This window comes from Pseudarthrobacter niigatensis (assembly GCF_030812615.1).
In the GTDB taxonomy this organism is placed as follows: Bacteria; Actinomycetota; Actinomycetes; order Actinomycetales; family Micrococcaceae; genus Arthrobacter; species Arthrobacter niigatensis.
This window is the reverse complement of sequence record NZ_JAUSTB010000009.1, coordinates 101,781-116,078: the sequence shown is the minus strand read 5'-3', so window position 1 is coordinate 116,078 and position 14,298 is coordinate 101,781. Positions and strand designations below refer to the sequence as shown.

The window sequence follows — 14,298 nt, the reverse complement described above, 5'->3', positions numbered from 1 at the left end:
CAGCCAGCCTAGGCCACCAACCGCAACGGCGGCGGCTACGCCGAAAGCTTCGCCGGCACCTCACCATCGCGGAAGTGCGCTTCGAGGTCCTCAAGGGAGTGGCCCTTGGTCTCCGGCACGAACTTGATGACGAACGCCAGGGACGCCACGTTGACCAGGACGAAGAGGCCGAAGGTACCCGTGGATCCCAGGGCGTTGACCACGATGGGGAACAGGAAGGAGATGGCCGCGTTCACGGTCCAGAGGGCGAAGACCGCGATTCCCATGGCGAACCCGCGGATGGCCAGCGGGAACATTTCGGAAAGCAGGAGCCAGACGCAGGTGCCGATGAAGCACTGGACGAAGGCAACGAACAGCATCATCGCGGCCAGGATGGTGTAGCTGGCAAGGTCCGACTGCGGGAGGAGGAAGACGACGGCCAGCAGGGCCTGGGCACCGACAACTCCGGAGAATCCGATCACCAGCATCCGGCGGCGGCCAACAAAGCCGAGCAACCAGATACCCAGGACGGTCATGAGCACTGAGGTAACACCGACGCCGATGGTGGCCACCAGCGATGCGCTGATGCCAAGCCCGCTCTTTTCCAGGATGGTGGGGGCGTAGTAGTTCACGGTGTTGATGCCGGTTGCCTGCTGGACGGTGGCCAGGCCAATACCGATCCAGAGCAGCCGGCGCATCCATGGGTTGTTCTTCAGGTCGCGGAGGGCGTGACCGCGTTCTTCCTTGGCCGTGCGCGCTGCGTGGGCGATTTCCTCGAACTCGGCGGTTGCCTCTTCCGGGCTGCGGCTCAGGTTCAGGACCCGGCGGCTGTCTTCCAGGCGGCCGCGGATGGCGTACCAGCGCGGCGATTCCGGCAGCATCAGCATGCCGGCGAGCAGTGCGAGGGCAGGGATGGAAGCGATGCCCAGCATGCTCCGCCAGACCTCGTTGTCGTGGATCAGGGCATCCAGGAGCGCATTGATGGCGAATGCCAGCATCTGGCCGGTCACGATCATGAGTTCGTTGATGGTGACCATCCGGCCACGAAGATGGGCAGGAGCCATCTCCGCCAGGTACAGCGGGCAGGTCACGGCGGCGGCGCCGACCCCCAGGCCCAGCACGATGCGGGCGGCAATCATGAAGGTCACGCTGGGCGCAAGGGCGCAGCCCATGGCACCCAGCAGGAATAGCAGTGCGCAGACCAGCAGTGAGCCACGACGGCCCAGCTTGTCAGCCATCCGCCCGCCGGTAAGGGCGCCGACGGCGGCACCGGGGAACAGCAGTGCGCTCACCACGGTTGCTTCCTCTACGGCGTTCATGTTGAGGGAGTCGTTCATGTACAGCAGGGCGCCGGAGATCACGCCGGTGTCGTACCCGAAGAGCAGGCCGCCCAGGGTGGAGATCACGGTGAGCCGGGCGAGGTAGCCGCGGCGCCTGCTGCCGGTGGCAGCCATGGTTTGTTTTTGCAACAGCATTGTTGCCTCTCAAATTCTCTCGGGGACCGGATGACCGGTCGGGAATGTGATGCGTGCCACCTACGTTAGAGCGCTCTAATCGGACCCGTCAATAAAAAGTCTTAATGTCAGCACAATATTTTTTTATTTCCTTTGGCTGAAGCGCGGCACAGCCACCCTTGACCCCCCGGGCGCGCCTGCTACGATCAAGGAAGGAACTATGTCCTATCAAGCGAACATATAGCGTAAAACTGCCCGCAGGCCGGCTGTCCAGACCGGGCGGAGGCGCCCGCACCAAAGACGAGGGGAACGCACCGTGGCGAACAACCTGGGACTCACCATCAACCGCTCCTCCCCCGTGCCCCTGTACCACCAGGTGGTCCAGGGCATTGAAGCGGCAATCTACAGCGGGGTGCTGGAGCCCGGCAGCCGGCTGGACAACGAGATCGATCTCGCCGCACAGCTGAACCTGTCGCGGCCCACGATGCGCAAGGCCATGGATGAGCTGGTCCGTTCCGGGCTGCTGGTGCGGAAGCGGGGCGTGGGAACGCAGGTGGTGTCGAGCCAGGTGCGCCGGCCGCTGGAGCTTTCCAGCCTCTATGACGACCTGACCAACAATGGCAAGAAGCCCACCACCGAGGTGCTGAGCTTCTCGCACCTCGAGGCGGATGACGCCACGATCACTACCCTGCAGCTTCCCGCAGGCTCGAAGGTGTACCACTTCACCCGGCTGCGGAAGGTGGGCGGCAAGCCCCTGGCCCTCATGGAGAACTGGGTGCGCGACGACATTGCCGAGATGGATGAAGCCATGCTCAAGGCAGAAGGCCTCTACTCGATCCTCCGCCGCGGAGGCGTGAACTTCCGGCTCGCCACCCAGCGCATCGGTGCGATGACCGCCAACGAGTACCAGGCTTCCATGCTGGACGCCCCGGCAGGCTCGGCGCTGGTGACCATGGAACGCACCGCGGTGGACGATACCGGCCGGCGGGTTGAAACCGGCCACCACGTGTACCGCGCCGATTCCTACAGCTTTGAAATGACACTCGTACAGCGATAATCCAAGGAGCCAACTCCATGACCAACTGGGTCTACCCCCTGGGCACCGCCGCCGACGGCACCTGGGACGTGTCCATCGGAACCTCAGATTCCCCCCTGGCCGTGGACGGCTGGGCGCACACCGGACTGAAGGTGGCCACCCTGCCGGCGGGGGCCGCCGTCGAACTCCCCGCCGCGGACGAGGAACGCATCGTGGTGCCGCTCAACGGGTCCTTCACCGTCACCGTTGACGGCACGGACTACCCGCTGCAGGGCCGCCGCTCGGTGTTCGCAGGTCCGACTGATGTGCTGTATTCCGGCACCGGCCGCGCAGTTGGCATCAGCTCGGCCGACGGCGGCAGGGTGGCGGTTGCCACCGCACCGGCCCAGGCTTCCTACCCCACCAGGCTGGTGTCCGCCGCAGAAACTCCGGTGGAGCTGCGCGGCGCGGGCAACTGCTCGCGCCAGGTCCACAACTTCGGCACCCCTGCCGCGCTCGAGGCTGACCGCTTCATCGTGTGTGAGGTGCTCACTCCCGCCGGCAACTGGTCCTCCTACCCTCCCCACAAGCATGACGAGGAAAAAGACGGCGAAACCTCCCTTGAGGAGATCTACTACTTCGAGACGCAGGTGGGCGCCGGACCGGGAGCACCTGCAGACGCCGACGCCATCGGCTACCAGCGTGTCTACGCCTCCGATGAGCGGCCCATCGATGTTTCCGCCGAAGTACGGACCGGGGACGTGGTCCTGGTCCCTTACGGCTGGCATGGCCCGGCCATGGCGGCTCCCGGCTACGACCTCTACTACCTCAACGTCATGGCCGGGCCCGGGCCCGTGCGGGAGTGGCTGATCAGCGACGACCCGCACCACGGCTGGGTCCGGCAGACGTGGGAGAGCCAGAACATCGATCCCCGGCTGCCGTTCGGCGCGTAGGGAACCTTGCCCGGCAGGTGGCGGCAGGCTGGCATAGTGGAGTCTTGTGAAACAGACGTCTCCTGCGCCGCGGTCCGTGACCATGGAGGATGTGGCACGGGACGCCGGGGTGAGCCGCGCCCTGGTGTCCCTGGTCATGCGGGATTCCCCCAAGGTCTCCCCCGCCAAGCGGACGGCCGTGCTGGAAGCAGCCGCCGCCCTGGGCTACTCGCCCAACAGGCTGGCCAGCCGGCTGGCCAGCCACCGGACCAACACCATCGGAGTCCTCTTCCTCGACCTGCACAACCCGGTCTTCGCAGACATCTATGACGGCATCACCGAAGGCCTGGCGGGGAGCGGCAACCAGGTGATGGTCGCCGTCGGCTCGGCTGATCCGGGAACGGAACTGGAAGCCGTCCGGTCCTTCGTGGACCTGCGCGTGGACGGCGTCCTGCTGGCGGGCTATACCGGCACCTCGGCGGAGCTGGCCGGGGCACTGCGGGGGACGCCCGCCGTCGTCATCACCCGGGAGCTGGAGGTCGACGGCGTGGATTCCGTTTTGACCGACGACTTCCGTTCCGGAGCGCTTGCCGTGGAGCACCTGTACGGACTGGGGCACCGGCGGATCGCCCACGTGGACATCTCGGACTGGCTCCCCTATACCGCGCGGCGGGAGGGCTACCTGCACGCCATGGAACAGTTCGGGCTGGAGCCACAGCTGGTCCACAGCGACATGACCGAACGCGGCGGCCGGGCCGTGATGGAGCAGTTCCTGGACTCCGGCGCCACGCTCCCCACCGCCGTCTTTGCGCACAATGACCTCACCGCCATCGGCATCATGGAGGCCCTGGCGTCGCGCGGACTGTCCGTTCCGGGCGACGTGGCGATCGTCGGCTGCGACAACATCGAAGTAGCGGCCTCCCTCCTGATTGGCCTGACGTCCATTGACCAGCACGCGGGGCAGCTGGGCCGGCTGGCGGCGCAAGCCATGCTGGAGCGGGTCGCCGGGACGGCCGGACAGGCCGGGACCCGGAAGCTTGAACCCGCCCTGATGGTGCGCCGCTCCTCGGATCCCGCCGCTTAGCGGACGGCCAGCTCGTCCACGGCCCGCACCTCTTTGCCCGGCTGCTGTTCGCCCCGCTTGGCGCCCGCCGCGGCGAGGGCCATCACCACCACGCCGGCCAGCGTAATGGCTGCGCCTGCCCAGATGGGCGAGGTGTAACCGAAGCCGGCGGTGATGGTGACGCCGCCCAGCCAGGCGCCCAGGGCGTTGCCCACATTGAAGGCACCGATATTGGCGCCGGAGGCGAGGGTGAGAGCACCGGCGGCGTACTTCATGACGCGCATCTGCAGGCCCGGGACGGTGGCGAAGCCGAAGCCGCCCATCAGCACCAAAGAGATGATCGTCAGGACGGGGTTGGTGGCCGTCAGGGCGAACGCCACCAGGACCACGGTGAGCGCGGCGAGCACCACCAGCAGCGTCCTGTCCACGTTGCGGTCGGCGGCCTTCCCGCCCAGGGTGTTGCCGGCGAAGAGGCCCACGCCGAAGACAATGAGCAGCCACGGCACGGTGGAGGCGGCAAATCCGGATACCTCCGTGAGGGTGTAGGCGATGTAGGTGAACGCACCGAACATGCCGCCGAAGCCCAGGATGGTCACCACGATGGACAGCCATACCTGCCCGGAGCGGAAGGCACGCAGTTCGGAGCGGAGGCTGGGCGCCTCTTCCGTTCCACCGGCAGATGCGGGGACGAGTGCAAGGATCCCGGCGAGCGCGGCTACGCCAATGACGGTGATGGCCCAGAACGTGGCGCGCCAGCCGGCCGCCTGGCCCAGCAGGGTTCCGAACGGGACGCCCAGGACATTGGCGGCCGTCAGCCCGGTGAACATCAGGGCAATGGCCCCTGCCTTCTTGCTGGGCGGAACCATGCCGGCCGCCACCACGGCTCCGATTCCGAAAAAGGCGCCGTGCGAAAGGGCTGCGATGACGCGGCCCAGCATCATGGCCCAGTAACCGTCCGCCGTAGCGGAGAGCAGGTTGCCGGCAATGAACAGGACCAGCAGGGCGGCCAGCACGGGTTTGCGCTGGAAGCGGGTTACGGCTGCGGTCAGGCCGAGCGCTCCCACCACCACGGAGAGTGCGTAGCCGGAGATGAACCAGCCCGCGGACGCTTCACTGACTGCAAAGTCCGCGGCTACCTGCGGGAGGAGGCCGGCGATCACGAATTCCGTGAGTCCAATGCCAAACCCGCCCAGGGCGAGTGCTATCAGGCCAACAGGCATGAGGATGCTCCTTTGAGCTGTTCGTGGTTGTTCCCGAGGCGGGAAGGCGCCTAAGATAGTTGCAGGCGCGGTATTTATTGTTGTACATGCAAATATACCGCGCAAGCAACTATCTATGACCGCAGCAATGGATGGCGCCTTCCGCCGTCTTCGAAGGAGCAACCATGGGCATCAAGGACGACGCCGTTGAGGTCCGTGCCCAGGGCTGGCGCACCCTGGCAGCCCTGCACGGGCTGATCGAAAACGAACTGGAACGCAGCCTCCAGGCCGAGTCAAAGCTGTCCGTGGTGGAATACACGGTGCTTGATGCCCTGAGCCGGCAGGACGGCTGGCACATGCGGATGCAGCAGCTGGCGCGCGCCACGGCACTGAGCCCCAGCGCAACCACCCGGCTGGTGAACCGGCTGGAGGACCGGGGCCTGCTGACCCGGATCCTGTGCGACGACGACCGCCGCGGCATCTACACGGAGTTAACGCCGAGCGGCCTCAGCCTCCTTGAGGAAGCGAGGCCGGTGCACGACGCCACCCTGGAACGTGCCCTGGGAGCGGCGCGGGACATCCCCGAGCTGGCACCGCTGGTGGATGCGCTGCCGCGGCTGCACGCGCGCGCCTAGGACACCGGCTCCTTAAAGACACCAGCAACGCCCCCGCGCGGATGCTCGTGGGGGCGTTGCTGTGAAGAACCGGGTGTGGCTGGTCCGGTCAGGAAATCTTTGCGGCGGACGCCTCAGCTTTGCCGTCGGCGACGTTTTTGAAGTAGTGCTCCAGGTCCTCAAGGCTTTTGTCCCTGGTTTCGGGAACGTATTTCGCGGCGAAGGCGATGGCTCCCACGCCAAGGACTGCAAACACGAAGAACGTGTTGGAGATGCCGATGGCGGCCAGCAACTGCGGGAATCCGAATCCGATCAGGAAGTTCACGATCCACAGCAGGAAGGCCGAGGCCCCCATGCCCAGGCCGCGGATCTTCAGCGGGAAGATTTCCGAGAGCATCAGCCAGGTGACCGGGGAAATTGCGCCCTGTTGGAAGGCCAGGAACGTCACAGTGAGTGCCAGGATGACGAAGCCCCGGGCGGAGCCCTCCGGCAGGATCAGCGAGAAGAAGCCGATCAGCAACAGTGCCGTGGTGGTCCCCACCTGCCCGGTGATCAGCATCCTGCGCCGCCCCACCCTGCCCAGCAGCCAGATCCCCACGAACGTGGCCAGTACCGAAATGACGCCATTGGCGATGTTGGCCGTCAAGGCAGCTTCGCGTCCGAAGCCGGACTGCGAGAGGATCTGGGTGCCGTAGTACATGATCGAGTTCACGCCGGTGATCTGCTGGATCACCGCGAGGCCCAGGCCCACCACGAAGATCCTGCGGAGCCACGGGATGCCCAGGTCCTTCCATGAACCCATTTTGGACTTGTAGTCCTCCACGGCCATGGCTTTGACTTCCTCGAATTCCCTGCGGGCTTCCTCCTGCGACCGGATCCGCTGCAGCACGCTGAGCGTCTCGCCGAAGCTGCCGATGGAGGCCAGCCAGCGTGGACTCTCGGGCATGAAGTTCATCCCGATCCACAGCGCGATGGCCGGCAGGGTGGCGATGACCAGCATCCAGCGCCAGATGCCGTGCGATTCACCGAAGGAGTTGCCCAGGTAGGCGTTGAAGATGAACGCAAGCAGCTGCCCGGTGACGATCATGAGTTCGTTCTGGGTGACGATCCGGCCGCGCCGGTTGCTCGGCGATACCTCCGCCAGGTACACGGGCACTGTCACCGATGCCCCGCCCACGGCGAGTCCCAGGATGAACCGGGCGGCGATCATCACTCCGGTGTTGGGCGCGAAGGTGCAGCCGATGGTGCCCGCGAGGAAAATGACCGCCAGCACCATGATCATTTTGCGTCGGCCGTTGCGGTCCGCCAGGCGTCCGCCGAACAGGGCGCCGAAGGCTGCACCGAACAGCAGGGACGATGTGACCAGGCCTTCGGTGAGCGGCGTAAGGCCCAGGTCCTCCTGCATATACGGCAGTGCGCCATTGATCACGCCGGTGTCGTAGCCGAACAGCAGGCCGCCGAAGGTGGAGATGATGGTGACGGTCCGCAGGGCCCGGTGATGGTTGCCGGGCTGCATGGACGCTGACCTCCCGGAGGCAGGCGAACTCATAGGCTTACCTTTTGGACGTACTGCTTCATGGTTTCCAGCTGGTAGCGGGAGACCTCTTCGGCATATTCGTTTTCGGCAAAGACGCTGGAGACCATCACAGTATTCTCGCGGTCCAGGAAGCCGATTTCCTTCAGGCCGCCGAAGAACTCGTCCCAGTTGACGTCGCCGTCGCCGATCTTCAGGTGCTGGTGGACGCGGACCGGGTTGCCCGGCGGGTTGGTGATGTAGCGCAGCCCGTGTGAGGCGTGGTGGTCCATGGTGTCGGCCACGTGGACCAGGCGGAGCTTGTCCCCCGCCGCCCGCATGATGTCCAGCGGGGAGTTCTTCATGTGGAAGCTGTGCGACGCCACGTAGACCATGCCGACGTTCTTCGAGTTCACGCCCCGGATCACGCGGATGGCGGCGAGGCCTTCCTCCACGAAGTCGTCGGGGTGGGGGTCGACCAGCAAGTCGATGCCCTCACGCTCGATGATGGGCAGCAGTTCCTCCATGGAACGGTAGAACGCCCGCTCGGATTCCTCGGCCTTTTCCGGCCTGCCGCTGAACTCGGTGTTCATGGTGCTGACGCCCAGGTCCACGGTGATCTGGATGGCACGTTTCCAGTAGCGGACGGCGGCCTCACGCGCGTCCTCGTCCGGGCCGGACCAGCGAAGCACCGGCAGGACCGAGGCGATCTCGATTCCGGCATCCTTGCAGGCCTTCTTCAGCTGGCCCACCAGCTCATCGTCCGCCTTGGGGTGGTTGAAGAAGGGGATGAAGTCCGCGTGCGGGGTCATCTGCATGTACTTGTAGCCAAGGTCCGCCACCACCTTGGGGAACTCCAGCAGGCTGTGCGAGTGGTGGAACGGGGTGGGGTCAAGTGCGATTTTCACGAAAACACTCCATTGTGGATCAGTCAGGGGGCAGGAGAAGGGGACGGAATGCATTCCGTCCCCTTGTTTGTCCTACTTGTAGAGGTCGGGCTTTGCGGCCAGCTTCACGGCGACCTTTTCACCATTCTTCTGCGCTTCGACGCCTGCTTCGCAGCACGCCGCGGTGGCGTACCCGTCCCAGGCGGAGGGGCCGCCGATTCCGCCCTTAAGTGCCGCATCAACCCATGACTGGATTTCGACGTCGTAGGCCGCACCGAAGCGCTCTTCGAAGCCCGGAGTAACGTTGCCGCCCCAGCGGCCGGAGCTGCGGGTGTAGGGCCCCTTGTCGCCGCCGATGCTGACGATGCCGTCCTCGAACGAGGCCTGGGTGGCCACCTCGTAGCCGAACTTGGCGTTGACGTAGATTTCGACGTCGGCCAGCACGCCGGACTCGGTCTCCAGCAGGACGTGCTGGGGGTCGTGCTGGCCGTTCGGGGCGTTCCGGGTGGCCTTGCCCAGGCGAACCTGGACACTGGTGATTTCCTCACCCGTGAAGAACCGGATGGCGTCGAACTCGTGGACCACGGAGTCGTTGATCAGCATCTCGTTGGTGAAGCCCTCGGGGGTGCTCGGGTTGCGGTGCTGGTGGTGCAGCATCAACAGTTCGCCGAGTTCGTGGTTGCGGATGATCGAACCCAGCGTGGCGTACTCGGCGTCGAAGCGGCGCATGAAGCCCACCTGGATCCGCTTGTGGCCCAGAGCCACCTCTGCCTCGACGATCTTCCAGGAGGATGCGGCGTCGGGGGTGAGCGGCTTTTCGCAGAGGATGGGGATATCCCTGGCGAGGGCCTTGAGCAGGATGTCCTCGTGCAGGAAACCGGGGGTGGCGATCAGGACGGCGTTGACATCACCGTTGTTGAGCGCTTCTTCGGCATCGGCGAGGGCCACGGCGCCCGGAATGCCTTGGATGGCGGCCTGGGCTCGGGCGAGATCAACGTCGACGACGGCGGCAACCTCGGCTCCGTGGATGCGCTTGTTGAGGCGCTGGATGTGGTCGGCGCCCATGCGGCCTGCGCCGATGACGGCGACGCGGAGGGTTTCAGTCATTGTTTTGTTCCTTCAGTGTCTGTGGCGGGTTAGCTGACGGCGGTGCGGGAGCCGCAGGACAGCAGGTAGTTGCGCGTGCGCTTGGCAATGGGCATGGGGACGTCGAAGGCCACGGGGTACATGTCCTGCTCCACGATGCCGAAGATGGGCCGGTTGAGCGCTTCCACGGCGTCGATGACGGCGCGCAGGTCCGGCAGGCCGTTGGGCGGTTCGGTCATGACGCCGGCCAGGTTGGCAGCTGCCCATGTCATGTTTTCCTCGTTGACCCGCCTGAGGATGTCCGGGTTGATCTGCTTCAGGTGCAGGTAGCCGATCCGGTCCGGGTAATTCTTGATCAGTTCCAGGCTGGAGGCGCCGCAGTATTCGGCGTGGCCCGTGTCCAGGCAGAGGTTCAGGTACTGCGGGTCCGTGGCACCGAGCAGCGTCTCGATGTCCGCCTGCGCGCCCACGTGGGAGTCGGCATGGGAGTGGAACTGCTGCTTCAGGCCGAAGTCCTCCAGGAGGGTCTTGCCCAGGCGGTTGTGGCCGTCAAACAGGTCGCTCCAGGCCTTGTCGTCCAGGGTGCCGCTTTCCACGGCTTCGCCTGTGACGTCGTCGCGCCACATGGCCGGGATGACCACGATGTGCTCGCCGCCCATGGCCGCCGTCAGTTCAGCCACCTTGCGGGCCGGCTCCCAGGCTGTTTCCCACTGGTCCAGGCCACGGTGGAAGGCGGTGAACACCGTGCCGGCGGAGATCTGCAGGTCGCGCTGCTTGAGTTCCTCCGCCAGGCGGGCGGGGTCTGTGGGCAGGTAGCCGTAGGGGCCCAGTTCGATCCACTTGTAGCCGGATTCGGCCACCTCGTCCAGGAAGCGTTCCCACGGGGTCTGTTTGGGGTCATCCGCGAACCAGACGCCCCAGGAGTCCGGCGCCGTGCCGATGATCAGCTTGTTCTCAGTCATTGTCTGTCTCTTTGATAGGGGCCACCCAGCCAGGGTTCCCTGGCCGGGCTTGCGAGCCGAGGGTGGCGGTGGGGATCAGTTGGAGGGGAAGTTGTAGGAGGCGCCGGAGGCGTGGTGGGTTTCGGGCCAGCGGGAAGTGACCACCTTGCCGCGGGTGTAGAAGGATACGCCTTCGGGTCCGTAGATGTGCTTGTCGCCGAAGAGGGATGCTTTCCAGCCGCCGAAGGAGTGGTACGCCACCGGGACCGGGAGGGGCACATTGATGCCGATCATGCCCACGGTCACCGACCGCTGGAACTTGCGGGCGGCGGCGCCGGAGGAGGTGAAGATGGCGGTGCCGTTCCCGTAGGGGTTGGCGTTGATCAGCGTGATGCCGTCTTCAAGGGTGTCGACGCGGACCACGACGAGGACGGGTCCGAAGATTTCCTCTTTGTAAGCGGTCATTTCGGTCTTCACGTGGTCGATGACGGTGGGGCCCACCCAGAAGCCGTTCTCGTGGCCCGGGACCACGAGGTCGCGGCCGTCCACCACCATGGCGGCGCCGGCAGTTTCCGCCTCTGTGACAATCTTGACGATGCGTTCCTTGGACGCCGGGGTGATGACCGGCCCCATTTCGGCGCCGGGTTCGGTGCCGTTGTTGACCTGGACGGCTTCGGCGCGCTCCTGGACTTTGGCGACCAGGGCGTCGGCGGCGTCTCCAACGGCGACGGCGACCGAGATGGCCATGCAGCGTTCCCCGGCGGAGCCGAACGCAGCGGCGGCGAGGTGGTCGGCCGCGTTGTCCAGGTCGGCGTCGGGCAGGATGATGGCGTGGTTCTTTGCCCCGCCCAGGGCCTGGACGCGCTTGCCGTGCTTCGTGGCGGTTTCGTGGACGTACTGGGCGATCGGGGTGGACCCGACGAAGGAGATGCCGTCCACGTCCGGGTGGGTCAGCAGCCCGTCGACCGTTTCCTTGTCGCCGTGCAGGACCTGGAACACACCGTCCGGCAGCCCGGCCTCCTTCCACAGACTGGCCAGCAGCAGCGAGGCGGAGGGGTCGCGTTCGGAGGGCTTGAGGATGAACGCGTTGCCGGTGGCGATCGCCATCGGCGCCATCCACAGCGGCACCATGACCGGGAAGTTGAACGGCGTGATGCCCGCGACCACGCCGAGCGGCTCGCGGAAGGAGAACACATCGATGCCGGTGGAGACCTGGTCCGAGTAGTCGCCCTTGAGCAGGGTGGGGATCCCGCAGGCGTATTCGACGACTTCCAGGCCGCGCCCGATCTCGCCCTTGGCGTCGGAGAGGACTTTGCCGTGCTCGGCGGTGACCAGCTGGGCCAGTTCATCGACGTGGGCGGCGACGAGTTCGCGGAACTTGAACAGCACGGCGGTGCGCTTGGCCAGGGAAATGTCGCCCCAGGTGTCGGCGGCCTTGCGGGCGGCGGCGACGGCGGTGTCCAGGTCGGCCCGGTTGGCCAGGCGCAGTTCGCCGGTCACCGCACCGGTGGCCGGGTTGTACACGTTCGTGGTTCGGTCGCCTTCGCCGGCGGTCTCGGCGCCGTTAATGAAGTGGTTGATAACCGTGGTTTCGGTGGTGGTGGCAGTCATGTGACTCTTCCTTGAGTAGTGGAAAGTGTGCTTAGCCGAGCAGTTTGCGCTGGCGGGACTTGTGGTCGACGTAGGTCTGGAAGGCCTGCTTGGTGGAGTCCAGTTCGGAGACCTGCGAAACGGGGACGTCCCACCATGACTCGGAGGACGGGGCGTCAAGGAGCGGGTCCGATTCGACGTGGATCAGGATCGGGCCACTGTTCTCGGGGGCGGCCTTGGCGTCGCGGATGGCCTGTTCCAGTTCGGCGATGACTTTCCCGCCGGGCTCGATCCGGATGACCTTCACGCCCAGGGACTGGGCGTTAAGGGCCAGGTCCACCGGCAGGGTCTCGCCGTTGTCGAAGCTGTGCTGCTCCTCGTCCAGCGCCCGGTACTGGGTGCCGAACCGCTGGGACCCGAGGGATTCGGACAGGGAGCCGATGGAGGCGTAGCCGTGGTTCTGGATCAGGACCACGATCAGCTTGATGCGTTCGGCGACGGCGGTGACCAACTCCGTGTGCATCATCAGGTAGGAGCCGTCCCCCACCATCACGACGACGTCCCGCACCTGATCACCCGGCCCGCCTGCCGCCGTCGTACGTGCTGCTTCGGCGATGGCGGCGCGCTTGACTCCAAGTCCGCCAGGGATCTCGTAGCCCATGCAGGAGTAGGCGTATTCGACGTGGTAGCCGAACGGGTCCCGCACGCGCCACATCTTGTGCAGGTCACCAGGCAGGGACCCGGCGGCGCAGATGACCACGTCGCGGGCGTCCATGGCCCGGTTGGTGGCGCCGATGATCTCGTTCTGCGCCGGCAACGGGGTGTACCGGGTGTCGAACGCCTCGTCCACGGTGGCGTTCCAGCGCTTCTTCTCGGCGGCGACCTTCTCTTCCAGGTCTGCCCCGACCCGGTAACCGCCCAAAGCTGCGTTGAGCTTGACCAGGGCCTTGCGGGCATCGGCAACGATCGGCAGCGCGGTGCCGTGCTTGTAGGCGTCGATCGGGGCGACGTTGATGTTCACGAACTTCACGTCGGGGTTCTGGAACGCGGTCCGGGACGCAGTGGTGAAGTCCTCGTAGCGGGTACCGATGCCGATGACCAGGTCCGCCCCGGCGGCGATGGCGTTCGCCGCCGTCGTGCCCGTGGAACCAATGGCACCGAGGGAGAACTGGTGGTCCCATGGCAGCACGCCGACGCCGGCCTGCGTGTTACCCACCGGAATCCCGGTCAGCTCGGCGAACTTTGCCAGTTCCTCGTTGGCATAGGCGTAGAGGACGCCGCCGCCGGCGATGATCAGCGGACGCTTCGCCGCGCGGATCGCTGCGGCGGCGCGGGCGATGTCCTCGTCGTCGGCCTCGGGGCGGCGGATCCGCCACTCCCGCTCCGCCAGGAACTCGGCGGGGACGTCGAAGGCTTCGGCCTGGACGTCCTGCGGCAGCGAAATCGTGACAGCGCCGGTCTCGGCGGGGTCCGTCAGGACCCGCAGTCCGTGGTGGAACGCGGAGAAGAGCTGCTCCGGACGGTTCACCCGGTCGAAAAACTTGGACAGCGGCCGGAACGCGTCGTTGACGGTGATGTCATAGGCGTACGGCTGCTCCAGCTGCTGCAGGACGGGGTCGGCCGCGCGGGTGGCAAACGTATCGGACGGCAGCAGCAGCACCGGGAGCCGGTTGGTGGTGGCCAGGGCGGCGCCGGTGAGGAGGTTGGACGAACCCGGACCGATCGAGGTGCTGATGGCGTAGGTCTGGCGGCGGCGGGTGTGCCGGGCATAGCCGACGGCCTGATGGACCTGGGCCTGCTCGTTCCGGCCCTGGTAATACGGCATCAGGGCCGGGTCCTGCTGCTGGTACTGCTTCAGCGCCTGGCCCACGCCGGCCACGTTGCCGTGCCCGAAAATTCCGAACGTGCCCGGAATCAGCCGCTCACGGTAGTCAACGCCGCCCACCGTGTCCACGGTGTACTGCGTGGAAAGGTATTCGACGACGGCCTGGGCCACCGTCATCCTGCGCGTAGTTGTGCCCATGG

12 protein-coding genes are annotated in these 14,298 nt (G+C 66.0%); 4 read left to right on the top strand and 8 right to left on the bottom strand.

What is annotated here, in order from left to right:
* Positions 1-35 precede the first annotated feature (35 nt).
* Positions 36-1,433 carry a sugar porter family MFS transporter gene (locus J2T23_RS14070; RefSeq protein ID WP_168225703.1) on the bottom strand — a complete coding sequence of 466 codons (1,398 nt, stop codon included), beginning with the start codon at positions 1,431-1,433 and terminating at the stop codon, positions 36-38.
* Between the two features lie 316 nt (positions 1,434-1,749).
* On the opposite strand from J2T23_RS14070, the gene J2T23_RS14065 reads away from it, so the two are divergent.
* Genes J2T23_RS14065 through J2T23_RS14055 form a run of 3 tightly spaced genes read left to right on the top strand, consistent with a single transcriptional unit; the run spans position 1,750 to position 4,464 of the window.
* On the top strand, positions 1,750-2,490 hold the full coding sequence (locus J2T23_RS14065) for a GntR family transcriptional regulator (RefSeq protein ID WP_141180846.1): 741 nt from the start codon (positions 1,750-1,752) through the stop codon (positions 2,488-2,490).
* A 17-nt stretch (positions 2,491-2,507) separates the two neighbouring features.
* Positions 2,508-3,401: a 5-deoxy-glucuronate isomerase gene (gene iolB / locus J2T23_RS14060; RefSeq protein ID WP_141180845.1), complete on the top strand. Its 894-nt coding sequence runs from the start codon at positions 2,508-2,510 to the stop codon at positions 3,399-3,401.
* Positions 3,402-3,447: 46 nt separating this feature from the next.
* A complete protein-coding gene (locus tag J2T23_RS14055; RefSeq protein WP_307360867.1) occupies positions 3,448-4,464 on the top strand; it encodes a LacI family DNA-binding transcriptional regulator in 1,017 nt (338 codons plus the stop codon).
* Here J2T23_RS14055 and J2T23_RS14050 read toward each other — a convergent pair.
* Positions 4,461-5,663: an MFS transporter gene (locus J2T23_RS14050; RefSeq protein WP_307360864.1), complete on the bottom strand. Its 1,203-nt coding sequence runs from the start codon at positions 5,661-5,663 to the stop codon at positions 4,461-4,463. The genes J2T23_RS14055 and J2T23_RS14050 overlap by 4 nt on opposite strands.
* Positions 5,664-5,827: 164 nt before the next feature.
* Here J2T23_RS14050 and J2T23_RS14045 point away from each other — a divergent pair, with 164 nt between their 5' ends.
* Complete coding sequence (locus tag J2T23_RS14045) at positions 5,828-6,277, top strand: MarR family winged helix-turn-helix transcriptional regulator (RefSeq protein WP_141180842.1); 450 nt, start codon at positions 5,828-5,830, stop codon at positions 6,275-6,277.
* Positions 6,278-6,365: 88 nt separating this feature from the next.
* Here the strand turns inward: J2T23_RS14045 and J2T23_RS14040 are convergent, their stop codons facing one another.
* The 6 genes from J2T23_RS14040 to iolD form a co-directional block, all read right to left on the bottom strand.
* Complete coding sequence (locus tag J2T23_RS14040; RefSeq protein WP_307360862.1) at positions 6,366-7,805, bottom strand: sugar porter family MFS transporter; 1,440 nt, start codon at positions 7,803-7,805, stop codon at positions 6,366-6,368.
* A complete protein-coding gene (locus tag J2T23_RS14035; RefSeq protein WP_307360860.1) occupies positions 7,802-8,677 on the bottom strand; it encodes a sugar phosphate isomerase/epimerase family protein in 876 nt (291 codons plus the stop codon). The genes J2T23_RS14040 and J2T23_RS14035 overlap by 4 nt, the downstream gene beginning before the upstream one ends.
* A gap of 72 nt (positions 8,678-8,749) precedes the next feature.
* The gene (locus tag J2T23_RS14030; protein WP_307360858.1) at positions 8,750-9,763 is read right to left on the bottom strand and encodes a Gfo/Idh/MocA family protein; all 1,014 of its coding nucleotides are present in this window, start codon (positions 9,761-9,763) and stop codon (positions 8,750-8,752) included.
* A gap of 29 nt (positions 9,764-9,792) precedes the next feature.
* Entirely contained in the window at positions 9,793-10,704 is a 912-nt protein-coding gene (locus J2T23_RS14025) for a sugar phosphate isomerase/epimerase family protein (protein WP_307360856.1), read from the bottom strand.
* A 75-nt stretch (positions 10,705-10,779) separates the two neighbouring features.
* Entirely contained in the window at positions 10,780-12,294 is a 1,515-nt protein-coding gene (locus J2T23_RS14020; protein WP_307360854.1) for a CoA-acylating methylmalonate-semialdehyde dehydrogenase, read from the bottom strand.
* Between the two features lie 31 nt (positions 12,295-12,325).
* Complete coding sequence (gene iolD, locus J2T23_RS14015) at positions 12,326-14,296, bottom strand: 3D-(3,5/4)-trihydroxycyclohexane-1,2-dione acylhydrolase (decyclizing) (protein ID WP_307360852.1); 1,971 nt, start codon at positions 14,294-14,296, stop codon at positions 12,326-12,328.
* Positions 14,297-14,298 lie beyond the last annotated feature (2 nt).